This window comes from Enterobacter sp. UPMP2061 (genome assembly GCF_053709615.1).
The window spans coordinates 982,515-1,002,804 of sequence record NZ_JBSKJP010000001.1 but is presented as its reverse complement, the minus strand read 5'-3'; the positions used below and the strand labels follow the sequence as shown (position 1 = coordinate 1,002,804).

Annotated in this window: 19 protein-coding genes and 1 other annotated feature; of the genes, 8 read left to right on the top strand and 11 right to left on the bottom strand. The window is 57.0% G+C overall.

Annotation, left to right across the window (positions count from 1 at the left end):
• Positions 1-71: 71 nt before the first annotated feature.
• Positions 72-2,450, bottom strand: coding sequence for a phosphoenolpyruvate synthase (gene ppsA / locus ACWKXX_RS04870; protein ID WP_261666285.1), 2,379 nt, complete (start codon positions 2,448-2,450; stop codon positions 72-74).
• Positions 2,451-2,785: 335 nt separating this feature from the next.
• On the opposite strand from ppsA, the gene ppsR reads away from it, so the two are divergent.
• From ppsR to ACWKXX_RS04830, 8 genes are all read left to right on the top strand, one after another.
• The gene (ppsR, locus tag ACWKXX_RS04865; protein ID WP_017384644.1) at positions 2,786-3,619 is read left to right on the top strand and encodes a posphoenolpyruvate synthetase regulatory kinase/phosphorylase PpsR; all 834 of its coding nucleotides are present in this window, start codon (positions 2,786-2,788) and stop codon (positions 3,617-3,619) included.
• A 150-nt stretch (positions 3,620-3,769) separates the two neighbouring features.
• Positions 3,770-4,816 (top strand): 3-deoxy-7-phosphoheptulonate synthase AroH, encoded by a 1,047-nt coding sequence (aroH, locus tag ACWKXX_RS04860; protein ID WP_032670070.1) that lies wholly within the window; start codon positions 3,770-3,772, stop codon positions 4,814-4,816.
• A 209-nt stretch (positions 4,817-5,025) separates the two neighbouring features.
• The gene (hemP, locus tag ACWKXX_RS04855; RefSeq protein ID WP_015570723.1) at positions 5,026-5,214 is read left to right on the top strand and encodes a hemin uptake protein HemP; all 189 of its coding nucleotides are present in this window, start codon (positions 5,026-5,028) and stop codon (positions 5,212-5,214) included.
• A 76-nt stretch (positions 5,215-5,290) separates the two neighbouring features.
• Complete coding sequence (locus ACWKXX_RS04850; RefSeq protein ID WP_063404475.1) at positions 5,291-7,273, top strand: TonB-dependent hemoglobin/transferrin/lactoferrin family receptor; 1,983 nt, start codon at positions 5,291-5,293, stop codon at positions 7,271-7,273.
• A 35-nt stretch (positions 7,274-7,308) separates the two neighbouring features.
• Positions 7,309-8,337 (top strand): hematinate-forming heme oxygenase ChuS, encoded by a 1,029-nt coding sequence (chuS, locus tag ACWKXX_RS04845; protein ID WP_023296351.1) that lies wholly within the window; start codon positions 7,309-7,311, stop codon positions 8,335-8,337.
• Positions 8,334-9,152 carry a heme/hemin ABC transporter substrate-binding protein gene (locus tag ACWKXX_RS04840; RefSeq protein ID WP_032104821.1) on the top strand — a complete coding sequence of 273 codons (819 nt, stop codon included), beginning with the start codon at positions 8,334-8,336 and terminating at the stop codon, positions 9,150-9,152. The genes chuS and ACWKXX_RS04840 overlap by 4 nt, the downstream gene beginning before the upstream one ends.
• Positions 9,152-10,144, top strand: a complete 993-nt coding sequence (locus ACWKXX_RS04835) for a FecCD family ABC transporter permease (RefSeq protein WP_045141497.1) — start codon at positions 9,152-9,154, stop codon at positions 10,142-10,144. Before ACWKXX_RS04840 ends, ACWKXX_RS04835 begins: the two co-directional genes overlap by 1 nt.
• On the top strand, positions 10,137-10,916 hold the full coding sequence (locus tag ACWKXX_RS04830; RefSeq protein ID WP_261666286.1) for a heme ABC transporter ATP-binding protein: 780 nt from the start codon (positions 10,137-10,139) through the stop codon (positions 10,914-10,916). The genes ACWKXX_RS04835 and ACWKXX_RS04830 overlap by 8 nt, the downstream gene beginning before the upstream one ends.
• On the opposite strand, the gene selO is transcribed toward ACWKXX_RS04830, so the two are convergent.
• The 10 genes from selO to pheM form a co-directional block, all read right to left on the bottom strand.
• The gene (selO, locus tag ACWKXX_RS04825) at positions 10,913-12,355 is read right to left on the bottom strand and encodes a protein adenylyltransferase SelO (RefSeq protein WP_032653291.1); all 1,443 of its coding nucleotides are present in this window, start codon (positions 12,353-12,355) and stop codon (positions 10,913-10,915) included. The genes ACWKXX_RS04830 and selO overlap by 4 nt on opposite strands.
• A 61-nt stretch (positions 12,356-12,416) precedes the next feature.
• A complete protein-coding gene (locus tag ACWKXX_RS04820) occupies positions 12,417-13,130 on the bottom strand; it encodes an EAL domain-containing protein (RefSeq protein ID WP_261666287.1) in 714 nt (237 codons plus the stop codon).
• A 293-nt stretch (positions 13,131-13,423) separates the two neighbouring features.
• Positions 13,424-13,888 (bottom strand): NlpC/P60 family protein, encoded by a 465-nt coding sequence (locus ACWKXX_RS04815; RefSeq protein WP_015570730.1) that lies wholly within the window; start codon positions 13,886-13,888, stop codon positions 13,424-13,426.
• A 72-nt stretch (positions 13,889-13,960) separates the two neighbouring features.
• Positions 13,961-14,716, bottom strand: a complete 756-nt coding sequence (btuD, locus tag ACWKXX_RS04810) for a vitamin B12 ABC transporter ATP-binding protein BtuD (RefSeq protein WP_032104826.1) — start codon at positions 14,714-14,716, stop codon at positions 13,961-13,963.
• Positions 14,716-15,267 (bottom strand): glutathione peroxidase, encoded by a 552-nt coding sequence (locus ACWKXX_RS04805; protein ID WP_017384653.1) that lies wholly within the window; start codon positions 15,265-15,267, stop codon positions 14,716-14,718. The genes btuD and ACWKXX_RS04805 overlap by 1 nt, the downstream gene beginning before the upstream one ends.
• A gap of 33 nt (positions 15,268-15,300) precedes the next feature.
• Positions 15,301-16,281 carry a vitamin B12 ABC transporter permease BtuC gene (gene btuC / locus ACWKXX_RS04800; RefSeq protein ID WP_023303523.1) on the bottom strand — a complete coding sequence of 327 codons (981 nt, stop codon included), beginning with the start codon at positions 16,279-16,281 and terminating at the stop codon, positions 15,301-15,303.
• A gap of 103 nt (positions 16,282-16,384) precedes the next feature.
• Positions 16,385-16,684: an integration host factor subunit alpha gene (ihfA, locus tag ACWKXX_RS04795; protein WP_003857805.1), complete on the bottom strand. Its 300-nt coding sequence runs from the start codon at positions 16,682-16,684 to the stop codon at positions 16,385-16,387.
• Between the two features lie 4 nt (positions 16,685-16,688).
• Positions 16,689-19,076 (bottom strand): phenylalanine--tRNA ligase subunit beta, encoded by a 2,388-nt coding sequence (gene pheT, locus ACWKXX_RS04790; RefSeq protein WP_261666288.1) that lies wholly within the window; start codon positions 19,074-19,076, stop codon positions 16,689-16,691.
• A gap of 15 nt (positions 19,077-19,091) precedes the next feature.
• Positions 19,092-20,075, bottom strand: coding sequence for a phenylalanine--tRNA ligase subunit alpha (gene pheS / locus ACWKXX_RS04785; RefSeq protein ID WP_003857809.1), 984 nt, complete (start codon positions 20,073-20,075; stop codon positions 19,092-19,094).
• Positions 20,076-20,137: 62 nt separating this feature from the next.
• Positions 20,138-20,262 (bottom strand) — a sequence feature (Phe leader region).
• Positions 20,213-20,257: a pheST operon leader peptide PheM gene (pheM, locus tag ACWKXX_RS04780; RefSeq protein ID WP_001386830.1), complete on the bottom strand. Its 45-nt coding sequence runs from the start codon at positions 20,255-20,257 to the stop codon at positions 20,213-20,215. (Overlaps the previous feature by 45 nt.)
• Positions 20,263-20,290 lie beyond the last annotated feature (28 nt).

Genomic DNA, 20,290 nt, shown 5'->3' with positions numbered 1-20,290 from the left:
GGTGAGCATATTCGCAGGAAAATAAAAAAGGCGAGGACAGATATCCTCGCCTTTTTCAGGTTGTGCAGGTTTTACTTGTTCAGCTCTGCCAGGCTCAGCCAGGTCTGCACCACGGTATCCGGGTTCAGGGAGAGGCTATCAATCCCCTCATCCATCAGCCAGGCCGCAAAGTCTTCATGGTCAGAAGGACCCTGGCCGCAAATCCCGACATATTTACCCTGTTTCTTCGCCGCGCGGATGGCCATGGAGAGCAGCGCTTTCACCGCCTCGTTACGCTCATCGAACAGCTCAGAGACGACGCCGGAGTCGCGGTCCAGGCCGAGCGCCAGCTGCGTCATATCATTCGAGCCAATGGAGAAGCCGTCGAAGTGCTCCAGGAACTGCTCGGCCAGCAGGGCGTTGGACGGAATTTCACACATCATGATGATCTTCAGCCCGTTCTCGCCGCGCTTCAGCCCCTGACGCGCCAGCTCATCCACCACCGCTTTCGCCTGATCCACGGTACGGACGAACGGGATCATGATTTCCACGTTGGTCAGCCCCATGTCATTGCGCACGCGTTTTACCGCCTCGCACTCCAGCGCGAAGCAGTCGCGGAAGCTTTCCGACACGTAGCGTCCGGCGCCGCGGAAGCCCAGCATCGGGTTCTCTTCTTCCGGCTCGTAGCGTTCACCGCCCACCAGGTTAGCGTATTCGTTGGACTTAAAGTCCGACAGACGCACGATCACGCGTTTCGGGTAGAAGGCCGCGCCGAGCGTGGCGATCCCTTCCGTCAGACGACCCACATAGAACTCTCTCGGCGAGTCGTAACCCTTCATCATCTCGCGGATTTCGTTTTGCAGTTTTGCGTCCTGGTCGTCGAACTCCAGCAGCGCACGCGGATGCACCCCGATCATACGGTTAATAATAAATTCCAGACGCGCCAGGCCCACGCCTTCGTTCGGCAGGCAGGCGAAGTCAAACGCGCGGTCCGGGTTGCCGACGTTCATCATGATCTTCAGCGGCAGGTCCGGCATGGTATCCACGCTGGAACTTTTCACGCTGAAGTCGAGGATATCGGCATACACGTACCCGGTATCGCCTTCAGCGCAGGAGACCGTCACCTTCTGGTCGTCCTTCATGCGTTCGGTCGCGTCACCGCAGCCGACTACCGCTGGGATCCCCAGCTCACGGGCGATAATAGCCGCGTGACAGGTACGGCCGCCGCGGTTGGTGACGATGGCAGCCGCTTTTTTCATGATCGGTTCCCAGTCCGGGTCGGTCATGTCGGTCACCAGCACGTCGCCGGGCTGGATGCGGTTCATCTCGCTGATGTCGTGGATCACTTTCACCGGACCGGCACCGATGCGGTGACCAATTGCGCGGCCTTCCGCGACAATTTTGCCCTGCGCGTGCAGGGTGTAGCGCTCCATGACCTGACCGCGTGAACGTACGGTTTCCGGACGCGCCTGCACGATAAACAGCTTGCCGGTGTGTCCGTCTTTCGCCCACTCGATGTCCATTGGACGGCCATAGTGTTTTTCAATCTGCACCGCCTGCTTCGCCAGCTCTTCCACTTCGGCGTCGGTCAGTGAGAAGCGATCCCGCAGCTCCTGCGGCACATCTTCAATGGTGACCTGCTTGCCATGCTCCTGCGTCGGAGCATAGATCATGCGGATTTTTTTCGAGCCCATGGTGCGACGTACCACTGCCGGACGGTTAGCCGCCAGCGTAGGCTTGTGCACGTAGAATTCGTCAGGGTTCACCGCCCCCTGCACCACCATCTCGCCCAGACCCCACGCGGAGGTGATAAACACCACCTGGTCGAAGCCGGATTCAGTGTCGATAGAGAACATCACGCCGGAAGAGCCTACGTCGGAACGCACCATGCGCTGCACGCCGGCGGAAAGCGCGACGCCGCGGTGGTCATAGCCCTGATGGACGCGATAGGAGATGGCGCGGTCGTTGAACAGGGAAGCAAACACATGCTTCACCGCCACCAGTACCGCCTCGTAACCCTGGACGTTGAGGAAGGTTTCCTGCTGCCCGGCGAAAGAGGCATCCGGCATATCTTCCGCGGTGGCGGAAGAGCGCACGGCAAAGGAGGCCTGCGCGTCGTCAGCGGAGAGCTGGTTGTAGGCGTCATGGATGGCTTTTTCCAGTTCCGGCTGGAAAGGTGTGTCGATGATCCACTGGCGGATTTGCGCGCCGGCTTTGGCAAGCTCGATGACATCATCAATATCCGTTTTATCCAGCAGGTCGTAAATGCGCTGGTTTACACCGCTCTGGTCTAAAAACAGGTTAAACGCATCGGCGGTTGTGGCAAACCCGTTAGGTACGGAGACACCCATACCGGACAGATTTGTAATCATTTCACCCAGGGAGGCATTTTTGCCCCCAACTCTGTCTACATCATTCATGCCGAGTTGGTTATACCAAAGCACCAGCGGTGACGAGCCATTGTTGGACATCGAAACAATCCTTTTGTGATATTTGATCGGAGTAAGAAACACCTGACTACGTATTTATACTGGCATATTTATTTCCGCTAAAAAAACGGTGAATCGTGTAAGCAATTTAAATTTTCAACTTTTCGGACAGATTCCCGGCACTCGCTAACCCGATGATTCCTATAGATTCCGGCAAAAACCATAGAAATAAAGCCGCTATTCGAAAAATGAAATCCACTTTTCAGGAAAATCAAAAACACCATTTCATTTTAAATTCAGATAAGTTCTTTGCTGTGAAATTAACTTTTTTAATTTATGCTTTCAGGCAATTACGTACGCTATTCAGGGTGGATAAAATGGATAATGCTGTCGATCGCCACGTTTTTTATATTTCTGATGGGACGGCGATTACCGCCGAGGTGCTGGGACACGCGGTAATGTCGCAGTTTCCGGTATCGATAAACAGCATCACGTTGCCGTTCGTGGAAAATGAGAGCCGGGCCAAAGCGGTCAAGGACCAGATCGACGCCATTTACCAGCAGACCGGCGTTCGTCCGCTGGTGTTCTATTCCATTGTGATCCCTGAGATCCGCAACATCATTTTGCAAAGCGAGGGCTTCTGTCAGGACATCGTGCAGGCGCTGGTTGCTCCCTTGCAAAGCGAGCTGAAGCTCGACCCGACGCCGATCGCCCACCGTACCCACGGTCTGAACCCCGGCAACCTGACCAAATACGATGCGCGTATTGCCGCCATTGACTACACCCTGGCGCACGACGACGGGATCTCCCTGCGCAATCTCGACCAGGCGCAGGTGATTTTGCTCGGCGTGTCGCGCTGCGGTAAAACCCCCACCAGCCTTTACCTGGCGATGCAGTTTGGCATTCGTGCCGCCAACTACCCCTTTATTGCCGATGATATGGATAACCTGGTGCTGCCCGCCGCGCTCAAGCCGCTCCAGCATAAGCTGTTTGGGCTGACCATCAACCCGGAACGCCTGGCGGCGATCCGCGAAGAACGTCGCGAGAACAGTCGCTACGCCTCGATGCGCCAGTGCCGAATGGAAGTCTCCGAAGTCGAAGCGCTATACCGGAAAAATCAAATTCCCTGGCTGAACAGTACCAACTATTCAGTAGAAGAAATTGCCACCAAGATCCTCGATATCATGGGGCTGAATCGCCGCATGTACTAATATGCTAGTACATTAATCCAGTTTCAGTTATTATCATGCCATCCTCGGGGCGACGTGCCCCGAACTTGAAATCAGCAGGGATTGGTTTAAGGTGATGGCCATCACTTCCCGGTAGTCTGCCGATGAAGCAAAAAATTTCTGAGACATTCCATGAACAAAACCGACGAACTGCGCACCGCGCGCATTGATAGCCTGGTCACACCGGCTGAACTGGCCCGGCTGCATCCCGTATCCGCCGAGGTGGCGGACCATGTGACGGCCTCCCGTCGCCGCATCGAAAAAATTCTCAATGGTGAAGACAAACGTCTTCTGGTGGTGATTGGCCCCTGCTCCATCCACGACCTCGACGCGGCAATGGATTATGCACAACGCCTTCAGACGCTGCGCGGCACGTATCAGGATCGCCTGGAGATCGTGATGCGTACCTACTTTGAAAAGCCGCGTACCGTCGTGGGCTGGAAAGGATTGATTTCCGATCCCGATCTGAACGGTAGCTACCGGGTGAATCACGGTATTACGCTGGCGCGCAAGCTGCTGTTACAGGTTAACGAGCTGGGCGTGCCAACTGCCACCGAATTTCTGGATATGGTGACCGGACAGTTTATTGCCGACCTCATTAGCTGGGGCGCGATTGGCGCACGTACCACCGAAAGCCAGATCCACCGTGAAATGGCGTCGGCGCTCTCCTGTCCGGTGGGCTTCAAAAACGGAACGGACGGCAATACCCGAATTGCCGTAGATGCCATCCGCGCGTCACGCGCCAGCCATATGTTCCTCTCCCCGGATAAAAACGGCCAGATGACCATCTACCAGACCAGCGGCAACCCGTTCGGACATATCATTATGCGTGGCGGTAAAAAACCGAATTACCATGCAGAAGATATTGCCGCCGCCTGCGAAACGCTGGCGGAATTTGACCTGCCGGAGCATCTGGTGGTGGATTTCAGCCACGGCAACTGTCAGAAACAGCACCGCCGCCAGCTGGACGTCTGCGAGGAAGTTTGCCAGCAGATCCGCAGCGGCTCGACCGCCATTGCAGGAATTATGGCGGAGAGTTTTATCAAAGAAGGCACGCAGAAGATCGTCGCCGGACAGCAAATGGTCTACGGCCAGTCGATCACCGACCCGTGCCTGAGCTGGGAAGACAGCGAGCTGCTGCTGGAGATGCTGGCTTCAGCCGTGGACACACGCTTTTAAAATCCTGCCGGGTGACGCTGCGCTTACCCGGCCTACGGTACGTGCCCTTCTCCCTCTCCCCGTGGGAGAGGGGCGGGGTGAGGGCATCAGACCGCACCTCTCCCCCAAATTTGATCCCGTCACACAATTTTCACAAAAACGCTTGCCGTGAATTTGTAGTTTATTGATAATGATTATCATTGTTACATTGATTGTTATTTATAAACATTATGTCACCTACCGATAACAGCGCGGCAACGCCAACAAAAACACACACAGCACCGTCCCCTGCTCCCACCGATCGCCGAATCGACAGCAAAAGCCTGTTGGGTGAGGAGGGACGGGTCATTATCGAGCATGACGGCCAGCACTACCTGCTGCGCCAGACCAATGCCGGAAAACTGATCCTGACTAAATAAACCAGACAACACATTCGCCAGCCACCCAGGTGATCCCCAGGCAGCCAGCGCTTTTCAATTCTTATGGAGAGTTGCTATGCCACACCTGCAATCCGCGTCTTTACGCCCGTCTCTTCTGGCGCTGGCGATTGTCAGCACCCTGCCGGGCGTTACGTTTGCCGCCGCAGACGAGATCACCGTCACCGCCACCGGCAATGCCCGCAGCGCCTTTGAAGCCCCCATGATGGTGAGCGTGATTGACGCCACCGCGCCGGAAAACCAGACCGCCAGCTCCGCCGCCGACCTGCTGCGCAAGGTGCCCGGTCTGATGCTGGACGGCACCGGGCGCACCAACGGTCAGGACGTTAACCTCCGGGGCTATGACCGCCGTGGCGTGCTGATACTGGTGGATGGCGTGCGCCAGGGCACTGATACCGGACACCTGAACAGCACGTTCCTCGATCCGGCGCTGATCAAACGTATTGAAGTAGTACGTGGTCCTTCCGCCTTGCTGTACGGCAGCGGCGCGCTGGGCGGCGTAATTTCGTATGACACCGTCGACGCCAGCGATCTGCTGGATGCAGGTAAAAACAGCGGCTATCGCGTATTTGCTACCGGTGCAACGGGCGATCACAGCATCGGGATGGGTGCCAGCGCCTATGGCCGCACCGATACCCTGGACGGTCTGGTCTCCTGGTCCAGCCGCGATCGCGGCGACATTCGCCAGAGTGACGGCGCGAGGGCGCCAAACGACGAATCCATCAACAATATGCTGGCGAAAGGCAGCTGGAAAATCGATCCGGCGCAGACGCTGAGCGGCTCCCTGCGCTACTACAACAACGACGCGCAGGAGCCGAAAAATCCGCAGACCACGGATGCCAGCAGCAGTAACCCGATGACCGATCGTTCCACCATTCAGCGCGATGCCCAGCTTGGCTACCGCATTGCGCCAGCCGGAAACAACTGGCTGAACGCCGATGCGAAAATTTACTGGTCCGAAGCGCGGATCAACGCCCAGAACATCGACGCCAGCGGCGAGTTCCGTAAGCAGACTACCAAAGGCGGCAAAGTGGAAAACCGCACCCGCCTGTTCAGCGACTCTTTCGCCTCGCACCTGCTGACCTACGGCGGGGAATACTATCGTCAGGAGCAACACCCTGGCGGCGCGACCACCGGCTTCCCGGACGCGAAAATCGACTTCAGCTCCGGCTGGTTGCAGGATGAGATCACTCTGCGCGACCTGCCGGTAACGCTTCTCGGCGGGACGCGTTACGACAACTACCGCGGCAGCAGCGACGGTTACGACGACGTGGATGCGGATAAGTGGTCATCACGCGCCGGGTTAACCGTGAGTCCAGCCGACTGGCTGATGCTGTTCGGCTCTTACGCCCAGGCCTTCCGCGCGCCAACGATGGGCGAGATGTATAACGACTCGAAGCACTTCTCTATCGGCAGCTTCTACACCAACTACTGGGTGCCGAACCCGAACCTGCGTCCGGAAACTAACGAAACCCAGGAGTTCGGTTTTGGGCTACGTTTTGACGATCTGCTGCTCGCCAACGACGCGCTGGAGTTCAAAGCCAGCTACTTCGACACCAAAGCGAAAGATTACATCTCCACTACCGTCGATTTTGCGGCGGCCACCACCATGTCCTATAACGTACCAAATGCCAAAATCTGGGGCTGGGACATGATGGCGACCTACGCGACCAGTCTGTTCAACCTGGACGTGGCCTACAACCGCACACGCGGGAAAGATACCGACACGGGCGAATACATCTCCAGCATCAACCCGGACACCGTCACCAGCAAGCTGGATATCCCCGTGGCGCAAAGCGGCTTCTCCGTGGGCTGGATCGGCACCTTCGTCGAACGTTCAACGCACATCAGCAGCAGCTACAGCGAGCAGCCTGGCTACGCAGTGAATGATTTCTACGTCAGCTATAAAGGTCAGCAGCAGTTCAAAGGCATCACCACCACCCTCGTGCTGGGGAACGCCTTTGACAAAGCCTACTGGTCACCACAAGGCATCCCGCAGGATGGCCGCAACGGCAAGATCTTCGTCAGTTATCAATGGTAATTCCCTTCGGGGCAACGATTCAGAAGGATAAGATTATGGGTCACTACACACGCTGGCTTGAGCTTAAAGAAGAACATCCGGGTAAGTACGCCCGTGATATCGCCGGATTAATGCACATCAGCGAAGCAGAGCTGGCATTTGCGCGCGTTGGACACGACGCCTGGCGGCTGCGCGGTGAAATCCGTGAGATTCTGGCAGCGCTGGAGTCGGTGGGGGAAACCAAATGCATCTGCCGTAACGAATACGCCGTTCACGAACAGGTCGGGGCGTTTACTAACCAGCACCTCGGCGGTCATGCCGGGCTGGTGCTGAATCCGCGCGCGCTGGATCTGCGTTTGTTCCTCAACCAGTGGGCAAGCGCGTTTCACATAAGTGAAACGACCTCCCGCGGCGAACGTCAGAGCATTCAGTTCTTCGATCATCAGGGCGACGCTTTACTGAAGGTCTACACCACGGATCACACCGACGTTGCCGCCTGGGGCGACGTGCTGACCCGTTTTATCATTGCCGATAACCCCACTCTGGCACTGAAGGCTGTCGATGCCCCTGCGCATTCCGACGGTGCTGATGCAGGCTCGGTGGAGAAAGAGTGGCGCGCCATGACCGATGTGCATCAGTTCTTTAGCTTACTGAAGCGCCATAACCTGAGCCGCCAGCAGGCGTTTCGTCTGGTGAGTGACGATCTGGCCTGTAAGGTGGATAACAGCGCGCTGGCACAGCTGCTGGAGACGGCGCGACAAGACGGAAACGAAATCATGATCTTCGTCGGCAACCGCGGCTGCGTGCAGATCTTCACCGGTGTGGTGGAAAAACTGACGCCCATGAAGGGCTGGCTGAACATCTTCAACCCAACCTTTACCCTGCATCTGCTGGAGGAGACTATCGCCGAGACGTGGGTAACGCGCAAGCCTACGGCGGACGGACACGTTACCAGCCTGGAGCTGTTTGCTGCGGACGGCACTCAGATCGCCCAGCTCTACGGGCAGCGTACCGAAGGCGAGCCTGAGCAGAGCCAGTGGCGCCGCCAGATTGACGCCCTGACGCCAGAAGGGCTGGCCGCATGAAAAACTGGTTCGCCCTGCTCTGCGCCCTGCCGCTGGTCGCCGTCGCCGCGCCGGAGAGAATTGTCGCCCTCGGCGGCGACGTGACGGAGATCGTCTACGCCCTCGGCGCGGAGTCTTCTCTGGTTGCGCGCGACAGTACCAGCCAGTGGCCGCAGGCGACAAACGCGCTGCCTGACGTGGGGTATCTTCGCCAGCTGAATGCGGAGGGGATTTTATCCGTACGCCCGACGCTGGTGCTGGCAAGCGACCAGGCGCAGCCCTCTCTGGCGCTGAAACAGGTTGAACAGAGCCACGTCCGGGTGGTTACCGTTCCCGGCACGCCTGACCTGCGCGCGATTGACGAAAAAGTACGGGTGATAGCTCAGGCGACGCATCATGAGGCGCAAGGGGAAACCCTGCGCAACTCGCTGCGTCAGGCGCTGGCGGCACTGCCCTCAACACCGCTCAACAAGCGGGTGCTGTTTATTCTCAGCCACGGCGGAATGACCGCAATGGCGGCCGGGCAACAGACCGGCGCGGATGCGGCAATACGCGCCGCCGGGTTGCAGAACGCCATGCAGGGCTTTACCCGCTATCAGCCGCTTTCCCAGGAGGGGGTGATGGCCAGCCAGCCGGATCTGGTGGTGATTTCGCAGGACGGTCTTAACGCGCTGGGCGGCGAAGAAAATCTGTGGAAACTGCCCGGTCTGGCGCAAACGCCAGCGGGACGAAGCAAGCAGATGCTGGCTATTGATGATATGGCCCTGCTGGGCTTCAGCGTCCGCACGCCGAAAGCCATACAACAGCTGCGTGCCAGAGCGGAGCAACTGCCCTGATGTCCCGGCGCATCACGTTATCGTTATGGCTTCTGGCGGGGTTGCTTACCGTCATGACGTTCATGGCCACCGGTTTTGGGGCGTTACGCCTGCCGGTGAACGTGCTGTGGAGCGGCAGCGATGAGACGCTACGCCAGATCTGGCTTACCATCCGTCTGCCCCGCGTGCTGCTGGCGCTGGTGATTGGCGGGTCGCTGGCGCTCGCCGGCTGCGTCATGCAGGGGCTGTTCCGCAATCCACTGGCCGACCCGGGCCTGCTCGGGATCAGCAGCGGTGCGGCGCTGGCCGTCGCCCTGTGGGTGGTGCTCCCGCTCTCGCTGCCCGCGCTGGTGATGCTTTACGCCCCTATGCTGGCGGCATTTCTTGGGGCTCTGGCAGCCACAGGCGTGATCTTCCTGCTCAGCAAGCAGCGTGACCCCTCTCTGTCACGTCTGTTGCTGGTGGGTATCGCCATCAATGCCCTGTGCGGTGCGGCAGTGGGTGTGCTTTCGTGGGTCAGCAATGACGCCCAGCTGCGTCAGCTTTCACTCTGGGGAATGGGAAGTCTTGGTCAGGCACAGTGGTCAACGCTGCTCGCCGTGACCTCGCTGATGGTGCCTGCCGTTCTGACGATCTGGCGTTGTGCCAGCGCATTAAATTTACTGCAACTGGGTGAAGAGGAAGCGCATTACCTTGGCGTGGACGTTGCCTTTGTACAGCGAATATTACTGTTATGCAGCGCCCTGCTGGTCGCTGCGGCTGTCGCCGTCAGCGGCGTGATTGGCTTTGTCGGACTCGTGGTGCCGCACCTGATGCGCATGTGGCTGGGCGCCGATCACCGGGCAACCCTCCCCGGCACGGTACTCGCGGGCGCTTTACTGCTGCTGGTGGCGGATACGGTCGCGCGCACCCTGGTCGCTCCGGCAGAAATGCCGGTCGGCCTGCTGACCAGTATCCTTGGCGCTCCCTGGTTCTTATGGCTCATTTTTCGTCGTGGAGAACAGCATGGCTGAACGTTATACGGCTGAAAATCTTACTTTTACCCGGTCTGGCCGCACGCTGACAGATAACGTTTCGCTGTCACTGTCGCAGGGAGAGCTGGTTACATTGATCGGCCCCAACGGCGCGGGGAAATCCACGCTGCTGCGGCTGCTGACCGGCTACCTGAAACCCGACAGCGGCGGCTGTTCGCTGGCGGGAAAAGCGCTGGATGAATGGCATCCGCAGACGCTGTCCCGCTATCGGGCGGTGATGCGCCAGCAGTCCCAGCCTGGATTTGACTGGCAGGTGGAGGAGATCGTTGGAATGGGGCGTGCGCCCTGGACGCATCACCCGGAACCGTCAGTTGTGCGTGAGGTGTTGCAGTTGACCGGTTGCCTGCCGCTGGCCGGCAGGCGTTATCATGCCCTCTCGGGGGGCGAGCAGCAGCGCGTCCAGCTCGCCCGCGCGCTGGCGCAGCTGTGGCGTGACGGAACGCCGCGCGGCTGGCTGTTTCTCGACGAACCCACTTCAGCGCTGGATCTCTACCACCAGCAGCATCTGCTGCGCCTGTTGAAATCGCTGACCCGTCAGGGCCATCTTCACGCCTGCGTGGTGCTGCACGATCTCAATCTTGCCGCATTATGGTCGGACCGGATCCTGCTGTTACACAACGGCAGGATTGTTTCTCAGGGCATACCGGAGACGGTTTTGCAGGCCGACGCGCTGGCACACTGGTACGGTGCGCAGGTGCACGTCGGCAGACATCCGGCGCACGCCGCACCGCAGGTTTTTCTCGCCCCTTAGCTTGAGCAGCTCACTTCCAGCCGCTTGCCCCAGTCCGGCGGGCGGCTGACATAGTCATCCTCCCGGTCGGCAAACGGCGTGCGCAGGGCGATATGCAGCCGATGCAGCTCGGTATAATCCCCCTGCTCTGCCTGCTCAATGGCCCGCTGCGCCAGCCAGTTGCGCAACACCATCGCCGGGTTAACCGCCTTCATCCGCGTCTGGCGGGTATCGTCATCAATCTGTTCCTGCTGTAAACGCGTCCGGTAAACGGCAAACCAGTCATCAAACGCCTGACGATCGATGAACTCGTCGCGCAGCGGTGACGCGGCGCTCTGCTGCGCGGTCTGGCTCAGCATACGGAAGGTTCGGGTATAGTCGCTGCCTTCACGCACCATGATGGCAAACAGCCCATTCAACAGCGCGTTATCGCCTTTTTCCTGCGTCATCAGCCCCAGCTTGTTGCGCATTAACACACCATATTCCCGCAGCAGGATCTCCTGATAGCTGTCCAGCGCATCGTTCAGGGCATCGACGTCGATAAACGGCGACAGGCTTTGCGCAAGCCGCTGAAGGTTCCACAGCCCCACCGCAGGCTGGTTGTCGAAACGGTAACGCCCCTGATAGTCCGAATGGTTACAGATGTAACCCGGCTGATAGTCATCAAGGAAGCCGTACGGACCGTAGTCAAACGTCAGCCCTAACAGGGACATGTTGTCGGTATTCATCACCCCGTGGGCAAAGCCGACGGCCTGCCAGCGGGCAATCATTGCGGCAGTGCGCGCGACAATATCACGGAACCAGAGAACATAGCGGTCCGGCTCGTTTTGCAGGTGCGGCCAGTGACGGCGAAGGGCGTAATCGGCAAGCTGGCGGACCTTATCCGGCTCGCGGCGATAGTAGAAGTGTTCAAAATGACCGAAACGCAGATGGCTTTCCGCCACGCGGATCAGCATCGCCCCCTGCTCCATCGTTTCCCGGGCCACCGGCGTGTCGCTGGTGACAATGGACAGCGCGCGTGAGGTGGGGATCCCCAGGGCATGCATCGCCTCGGAAGCCAGACCTTCACGGATGGTTGAACGCAGCACCGCGCGGCCATCCCCCATGCGTGAGTACGGGGTTAGCCCTGCCCCTTTCAGGTGCCAGTCGAGCGTTTCGCCATTCGGCAGAAGCTGTTCACCCAGCAGGATGCCGCGGCCATCGCCGAGCTGTCCCGCCCAGACGCCAAACTGATGTCCGCTGTAGACCTGAGCCAGCGGCTTCATGCCCGGGAGCAGCGTTTCGCCGCCCCAGACGCCGGCGCCTTTTTCTGGCTGAAAAAGCGTCGAAGGGATGCCAAGCGAATCCGCTAATGCATCGTTATGCCAGATAAGACGCGCGTTCTGTAATGGCGTTGGCTTAAGCGCGGTGTAAAAGCCGGGTAATTCATCGTGCCAGTGAGCAGTAAAAGACAGGGTCATAAGTCCTCCTGCTTTAAGTGTAGAGGGTTTCCCTGGACGTAAACACGGGCGAAGAAAGGGGTTATTGCTGAACGAGAGTCGTGACCCGCTCTGCCGGGACGGCAGGCCACAGGCTTCCATGCATTGCACCGAAATTGAAGGGCAGCACGCGTTGTAAGATGCCGTGATCGTCAATTCCCGAGACCATGACCGACTGACAATGCGGCGCGATCTGCCAGAGAATGGCGCGCATAAAAGGCTCAAACGAGAGTGCCGACGCGCGCTGCTGGATAAAGTTTTTATCCAGAATCACCCGTTTGAACAGACCATCATAAACCGGTTTAAGGGACGCAGCCCCTGCACCGAAGTTAGCCAGCACTAAGGGGAAATGGATCGCCATTCTTGCCAGACAGGGATCGTCTTTCCCGTTATTTAAACCTGGATAGTTCTCATTAACAGTAAACTCAAGAAACGGATAACGCTCGAGGATTGAAACAGCGTTCTCATTAGTTAATAAAAACTCAACAATTGCAGGTGTAATATTGATCCATGCAATTAACTGATGCTGAATAAAAAATAGCTTACAGGTATCGAGTAATTGCAGTTTCTCCTGAAACAGCGCTAATTCATCTTCCTGAGAAAGATGTGGGATAACCAGTTCAGTCGGGATCCGTACGTCCGCACCCACGCCAGTAAAGTTAACCAAAATCTCTAAACCTTTAAGCAAACCTGCACTATCACGCGCCGGAAGGAGTAAAAGTTCAGACTGGTAAGCATTATCTAGCGTAATAATCATCGCGCTTGTCCTGCATTAAAGATGAGAGAGAACATCCTGGAGCAATTGCAGGCACAATTCCACTGTCTTGATTTTAATAAGATTAATTTCATTCTTTCCGTATTAATTTTCAGATTTTTCCCTGAATCTAAATTAATTTTATCCTGGTTATTGAATAATAGCCAGTTTTAGATAAAACAGGCACATGCGGACATAAATAATTGGGCAAAAAATTTAACTTTAATCAACCCGCAAGAAAAGCCTGACGTCTATTTTCACCGCCAGGCCCTCCGCACTGCATTTTTATGCAGCGGTTAAATACGTCTGGCCTGCCAGAAATTTTTACGCCAGTAAACATTATCCAGAGAGGAGCGCATCACGCCACGGCTGGTCGAGGCATGAATGAACTGATTATCGGTATCATAGATGCCGACATGAAGGCCGCTTTCACCGGAGCCCGTTTTAAAAAAGACCAGATCGCCGGGCAGGAGCTCGTCTTTATCAATTTCAGTGCCGATTTTCGCCTGCATACGCGTTTCACGCGGAAGCTGGAGGTCAAATTTATCGCGGAAGGTCATCAGTACGAATCCCGAGCAATCCACCCCGCCCCGGCTCATGCCGCCGTAGCGATAAGGTGTGCCGCGCCAGTTGCTGAGCTGATCGTTCAGGCTGGCAATGACCGTAATGGAATCGGAAAGCCGTGGGTTGGGCGGAGGTGCACGATGGCTGCTGCATCCTGCAAGAAAGAGCGCCGCAACAAGGAGAAACCAGAATCGCATTTCAGACGAATCCTCTGCTTTTTTTGTTCTTTCGGTAATTTAGCGTGCATCTATGCAGCTGTGCAAGAAAGGTTATTCCTGCGCCGTGGAAATGAGCATCTTGTGGCCTTCAATATCCAGCCTCCGGAACGACATGTGGTAAGCGCTCGCAAGATTGGCGGCCGTCAGCACGCTGTCGCGCGTTCCGCTGGCAATCAGCTTGCCACGCGCCAGCAACCACACCCGATGCGCGTGGCGCAACGTATGGTTTAAATCATGGCTGCTCATCACGATGGCAATCCCCTTGCGACACAGCGCGCTGAGCAGGGTATCCAGCGCTGCCTGCTGGGCAACGTCCAGCCCACTCATCGGCTCGTCCAGCAGCAGCAACCGCCCGTGAGGATTTCCCGCCGGATGGATCTGAAGGATAACGGCAGCCAGACGCACGCGCTGCCACTCGCCGCCGGAAAGCTGATTTGCCTGCCGGTTGAGCTTATCGTCTAACCCGAGTGCCGCAGCAACCTCGTTGAGCAATCCCACCTGATTTTTATCAGGCAGATGCAGCGTCAGGTAGTGCCAGACGGGCATCGCAAAGGGCGGAACCTGCTGCTGAACCAGATAGCTTCGACGGGAGGCAAGTGTAGCGGGTAGCCAGTCGACGAGCGATTGCCCGAGGAAGGTAATCTCCCCTTCCCCGCTGGTCAGCCCCGCCATACGCGCCAGCAGCGTGCTTTTTCCGGCGCCGTTTGGCCCAACCAGGTGAAGGATTTCACCTGCGTTGACTGCGGCAGTCACAGGCTCAAGACGTCCCTTCCCGGCAACGTCCGTGAGCTGCATCAGCAGCGTCATTATTTCGCCAGCGCCAGCTTGATTGATTCCATCACGATAGGATCTTCAGGCGTCATGTCAGGCGAAAAACGCTGCACGACCTCACCGTCACGGCCAATCAGGAATTTTTCGAAGTTCCACAGAATATCGTCCGGATAGAGCGGCGCGCGGCCTTTACTCGCCATACGCTCATAGAAACCACTCTCTTCAGGCGCAACGGCGGTCGGCGCCGCGGCCACCAGTTTGGCATACAGCGGATGACGATTTTCACCGTTCACGTCAATTTTGCTGAACATCGGGAACGTCACGCCATAGGTTGTGCTGCAAAAGGTCTTAATCTCCTCTTCGCTACCCGGCTCCTGGCCCAGGAACTGGTTGCACGGGAAGCCGAGTACGGTAAAGCCGTCTTTTTCCCAGGCTTTATGAATGTTTTCCAGCTGTTCATACTGCGGCGTAAGGCCACATTTCGACGCCACGTTCACGATGAGCAGCACCTTGCCCTTGTAGCCTTCCAGCGTGGTTTTCTCGCCGTCAATGGTCGTCACTTCGGTATTCAGAATATCAGACTGCATAGCATTCCCTCAGGTTGACTTACAGGTTGTGTTTTAACGTCCAGCTTTTAATAGTAGCCAGATAAAGACCGGCGCGCCCAGCGTTGCGGTCACCACGCCTATGGGTAACTCAGCGGCCGTAAGGGCGAGCCGGGCGATGATATCGGCAATCAGCAGCGTTGCCGCCCCGGCAACCGCCGAGGCCGGGAGCAGGGTTCGGTGGTCCGTAATGCCGCACAGGCGCAGCATATGCGGGATCACCAGCCCAATAAAGCCAATCGCCCCCGCCAGCGCCACGCTTACGCCTACCATCCAGCCAATGGCGATAACCAGCACATTGCGCCAGAATCCAATCGGCATCCCGAGCTGGCGAGCAGACGTTTCGCCCAGCGCGAGAATATTAAGAGGCTGCGCCTGGAACGCCGTCCACAGGATGACCGGGATCAGGAGCACCATCAGCCACCCCTGACGCCAGTCAACACCCCCAAATCCCCCCATCATCCAGTACATTAACTGGCGCAGATCGAAGGAGGTAGAAAAGTAGACGGCCCAGGTCATCAGCGCACTACAGATGATCCCCAACGCTACCCCGGCAAGCAGCAGCCGACTGGTGGATAAGTGGCGGCGGGCAAAGCGCAGAAGGATAAGGGTTATCAACAGCGCGCCAAGGATGGCGCTGAGGCTAATCCCCCAGCCGGAGAGCTCGCCTCCCCCCAGCATCACGGCGGCGATAAGCCCGACGCCTGCGCCATTCGAGACCCCGAGAAGCCCGGGTTCCGCCAGAGGGTTTTCAAATAATGCCTGCATGATCGTGCCGCACAGCGCCAGCGCAGCGCCGACTAAAAGGACAGCCAGCGTCCGCGGCAGGCGGATCTGCCAGACAAAGAGTTGTCCTTCAGGCGTAAACCAGCTTTCCGGCCCCAGCCACCGATCGCCCGCACACAGGCTGACGGTGGTGGCGACAATCAACAGCACCCCGAGCAGACACAGGCGGCGAAGATCGGAGCGGTGCTGGCGGCGGGCAAGATCAAGCATAAACGATAGGTTATCCGGTTGAGATATCATTGATTTTACGGCGGGTTTAGCAAATAGCGCAAAGAAAAAAGGCCGCGTGAGCGGCCTTTTTAGTTAGTTCATATTACTCTGCTTTGGGCGTTGCGTTTTCGACACGGCTTTTTAACTTCTGTCCGGGTCTGAAGGTCACCACGCGGCGGGCTGTAATGGGAATATCTTCCCCCGTCTTCGGGTTACGGCCCGGACGTTGGTTTTTGTCTCGCAAATCAAAATTGCCAAAACCGGAGAGTTTAACCTGCTCACCATTTTCCAGAGCACGACGGATCTCTTCGAAAAACAGCTCTACCAGCTCTTTGGCATCCCGTTTGCTAAGCCCAAGCTTATCAAACAGATATTCTGACATTTCAGCTTTTGTAAGCGCCATAGGTTCAATCCCTCAATGATGCCTGGAATCGCTCTTTTAATGCCTCTACACATTTGGCGACGGTAGCGGCAATCTCCTCTTCTTCGAGTGTACGGCTGGTATCCTGAAGGATAAGGCTAATAGCGAGGCTCTTGAAACCTTCTGCTACGCCCTTGCCGCGGTACACGTCAAATAAGTTTACGCCAACTACCTGATTTACGCCAACTTTCTTACATTCGGCCAAAATATCTGCTGCGGGCACATTTTCAGCGACCACAACCGCGATATCACGGCGGTTTGCCGGGAAGCGGGAGACGTCCTGCGCCTGAGGAATGACGCGGTCTGCAACCGGGTTCCACTCCAGTTCGAATACGATGGTACGGCCATTCAGATCCAGCTTACGTTCCAGTTCCGGGTGAACAACCCCAATGAAACCAACACGTTTGCCGTCTAAATAGATCGCCGCACTCTGACCCGGATGCAGGGCTGGAATCGCTTCTGCGCGGAATTCAATTTCGGATAATTTACCGGTCAGATCGAGAATCGCTTCCAGATCGCCCTTCATATCGTAGAAATCAACCGTCCCTTTTGCCAGGTCCCAGTGCTCTTCAAAGCGGTTACCGCTGATGGCGCCGGCCAGCATGAGATCCTGACGGATGCCTAAATTCGCCTGAGTATCCGGTACAAAGCGCAAACCGCTTTCGAAAATACGCACGCGGTTTTGCTGACGGTTCTGGTTATAAACGATAGTACCCAGCAGTCCCGTCCACAGGGACAGACGCATCGCTGACATCTCGCTGGAAATCGGGCTTGGCAGGATCAGCGCTTCCTGACCCGGGTGGATCAGCTGTTGCAGCTTAGGATCAACGAAGCTGTAGGTGATCACTTCCTGGTAGCCTTTGTCGTTCAGCATGGTTTTCACACGCTTCAGAGACAGATCGGCCTCGCGATGGCTGCCCATCACCAGACCCGCCTGCACCGGCTCGTCAGGGATGTTGTTGTAGCCGTAAACGCGGGCCACTTCTTCCACCAGATCTTCCTCGATCTCCATGTCAAAACGCCAGGACGGCGCAACGGCTTTCCACTCGTCCTGACCCTCAGTAACTTCGCAGCCCAGACGCGTCAGAATGTCGGTCACCTGCGCATCGGCAACGTGGTGACCAATCAGACGATCCAGTTTGCTGCGGCGCAGGGTAATGGTCGCACGCTTCGGCAGCGTCGCTTCGTTGGTCACATCGATAACCGGACCCGCTTCGCCGCCGCAGATGTCGATCAGCAGGCGAGTCGCACGCTCCATCGCTTTGTATTGCAGCGCAGGATCCACGCCACGCTCGTAGCGGTGAGAAGCATCAGTGTGCAGACCGTGACGGCGTGCGCGGCCGGTGATGGAGAGCGGGCTGAAGAACGCGCATTCCAGCAGGACGTTTTGCGTCTCGTCGTTAACGCCAGAGTGCTCGCCGCCGAAGATCCCGCCCATCGCCAGCGCTTTGTTGTGATCGGCAATCACCAGGGTGTCAGCGTTCAGTTTCGCTTCGCTGCCGTCCAGCAGAACCAGGGGTTCTCCCTCTTTCGCCATGCGCACGACGATCCCACCTTCGATACGATCTTTATCAAAGGCGTGCATTGGCTGGCCCAGCTCCAGCAGAACATAGTTGGTGACGTCGACGACCGCATCGATAGAACGGATACCGCAGCGACGCAGTTTCTCTTTCATCCACAGCGGGGTTGGCGCTTTAACGTTAATACCTTTCACCACACGACCGAGGTAGCGTGGGCAGGCCTCAGGCGCGTCTACCTGTATCGGCAGCACGTCACTGATGGTTGCCTCAACCGGAGCGATCTCCGGCACGTTCAGTTCAGTCTGGTTCAGCACGGCCACGTCGCGGGCCACACCGATGATGCCTAAGCAGTCAGCACGGTTTGGCGTTACGCTGATTTCGATGGTGTTGTCATCAAGCTTCAGGTATTCGCGGATATCGGTACCAACTGGCGCATCCTGCGGCAGTTCAATAATGCCGGAGTGATCGTCGGAAATACCCAGTTCGGAGAAGGAGCACAGCATGCCTTCAGACGGCTCACCGCGCAGCTTAGCCGCTTTGATTTTGAAATCGCCCGGCAGCACCGCACCGACGGTCGCCACGGCCACTTTCAGGCCCTGACGGCAGTTTGGCGCACCGCAGACGATATCCAGCAGACGGTCACCGCCCACATTGACTTTTGTTACGCGCAGTTTGTCAGCGTTAGGGTGCTGACCGCACTCAACCACTTCACCCACGACCACGCCGGTGAAGGCGCCAGAAACCGGCTCTACACCGTCAACTTCCAGACCCGCCATGGTGATCTGGTTGGAAAGCGCGTCGCTGTCCAGCGTGGTGTTCACCCATTCGCGTAACCACAGTTCACTGAATTTCATTGTTCTGTCCTGCCCTTATTTAAACTGTTTGAGGAAACGCAGATCGTTTTCGAAGAACGCACGTAAATCGGTTACGCCGTAGCGCAGCATGGTCAGACGCTCCATGCCCATACCGAACGCAAAGCCGGAATACACTTCCGGATCGATACCCACGTTGCGCAGCACGTTTGGATGCACCATGCCGCAGCCCAGCACTTCCAGCCATTTGCCGTTTTTACCCATCACGTCAACTTCCGCAGACGGTTCGGTGAACGGGAAGTAGGACGGGCGGAAGCGAACCTGCAAATCTTCCTCAAAGAAGTTGTTCAGGAAATCGTGCAGCGTGCCTTTCAGGTTGGTAAAGCTGATGTTTTTATCAACAATCAGACCTTCCATCTGGTGGAACATTGGGGTGTGGGTCTGATCGTAGTCGTTACGGTATACGCGACCCGGCGCGATGATGCGGATTGGCGGCTCCTGCTCCTTCATAGTACGGATCTGAACGCCGGAAGTCTGAGTACGCAGCAGACGGGTAGCGTCAAACCAGAAAGTGTCGTGGTCAGCACGTGCCGGATGATGGCCAGGAATGTTCAGGGCATCGAAGTTGTGGTAGTCATCTTCAATTTCCGGGCCAGTCGCCACGGTAAAGCCGAGCTCACCGAAGAAACTTTCAATACGATCGATAGTACGAGTCACCGGATGCAGACCGCCGTTTTCAATACGACGACCCGGCAGAGAAACGTCAATCGTTTCTGCCGCCAGACGCGCATTCAGTACTGCGCTTTCCAGCTCGGCTTTACGCGCGTTCAGCGCCTGCTGTACCTGCTCTTTGGCTTCGTTAATCACTGCACCGGCTGCCGGGCGCTCCTCTGCTGGCAGTTCACGCAGGGTAGTCATCTGAAGGGTCAAATGCCCTTTCTTGCCCAGATATTCGACGCGGACATTGTCTAACGCGGCAACATCTGAGGCCTGGTTAATGGCGGCCGTTGCACTGGCAACCAGCTCTGCGAGATGTGACATGGTTTTCCTCATTATGTCGGTGCAGACACCGAATTGTTGGACGTATTCTCTTAACTTCAGGCACAAAAAAAGCCTCCATCGGGAGGCTTATCTGGCGCTGTTTTTCGTTTCATCTTTCACGCGCTAGCCTCCTGAAGTCAGGTGCTAAAGTAAAAGAAGAAGCGGAAAATAGCAGCATTCATGCTTGCGTTACCTTGTAGGGTAAAAACCGTTAA

Coding starts and splice junctions, on each gene's coding strand:
- ACWKXX_RS04820 (WP_261666287.1), bottom strand. CDS start 13,130: ATGATTATTACGCTAGATAATGCTTACCAGTCTGAACTTTTACTCCTT.
- ppsA (WP_261666285.1), bottom strand. CDS start 2,450: ATGTCCAACAATGGCTCGTCACCGCTGGTGCTTTGGTATAACCAACTC.
- ACWKXX_RS04805 (WP_017384653.1), bottom strand. CDS start 15,267: ATGCAGTCTGATATTCTGAATACCGAAGTGACGACCATTGACGGCGAG.
- ppsR (WP_017384644.1), top strand. CDS start 2,786: ATGGATAATGCTGTCGATCGCCACGTTTTTTATATTTCTGATGGGACG.
- ACWKXX_RS04815 (WP_015570730.1), bottom strand. CDS start 13,888: ATGCGATTCTGGTTTCTCCTTGTTGCGGCGCTCTTTCTTGCAGGATGC.
- chuS (WP_023296351.1), top strand. CDS start 7,309: ATGGGTCACTACACACGCTGGCTTGAGCTTAAAGAAGAACATCCGGGT.
- btuD (WP_032104826.1), bottom strand. CDS start 14,716: ATGACGCTGCTGATGCAGCTCACGGACGTTGCCGGGAAGGGACGTCTT.
- pheT (WP_261666288.1), bottom strand. CDS start 19,076: ATGAAATTCAGTGAACTGTGGTTACGCGAATGGGTGAACACCACGCTG.
- btuC (WP_023303523.1), bottom strand. CDS start 16,281: ATGCTTGATCTTGCCCGCCGCCAGCACCGCTCCGATCTTCGCCGCCTG.
- ACWKXX_RS04835 (WP_045141497.1), top strand. CDS start 9,152: ATGTCCCGGCGCATCACGTTATCGTTATGGCTTCTGGCGGGGTTGCTT.
- ACWKXX_RS04850 (WP_063404475.1), top strand. CDS start 5,291: ATGCCACACCTGCAATCCGCGTCTTTACGCCCGTCTCTTCTGGCGCTG.
- selO (WP_032653291.1), bottom strand. CDS start 12,355: ATGACCCTGTCTTTTACTGCTCACTGGCACGATGAATTACCCGGCTTT.
- aroH (WP_032670070.1), top strand. CDS start 3,770: ATGAACAAAACCGACGAACTGCGCACCGCGCGCATTGATAGCCTGGTC.
- ACWKXX_RS04840 (WP_032104821.1), top strand. CDS start 8,334: ATGAAAAACTGGTTCGCCCTGCTCTGCGCCCTGCCGCTGGTCGCCGTC.
- pheS (WP_003857809.1), bottom strand. CDS start 20,075: ATGTCACATCTCGCAGAGCTGGTTGCCAGTGCAACGGCCGCCATTAAC.
- hemP (WP_015570723.1), top strand. CDS start 5,026: ATGTCACCTACCGATAACAGCGCGGCAACGCCAACAAAAACACACACA.
- ihfA (WP_003857805.1), bottom strand. CDS start 16,684: ATGGCGCTTACAAAAGCTGAAATGTCAGAATATCTGTTTGATAAGCTT.
- ACWKXX_RS04830 (WP_261666286.1), top strand. CDS start 10,137: ATGGCTGAACGTTATACGGCTGAAAATCTTACTTTTACCCGGTCTGGC.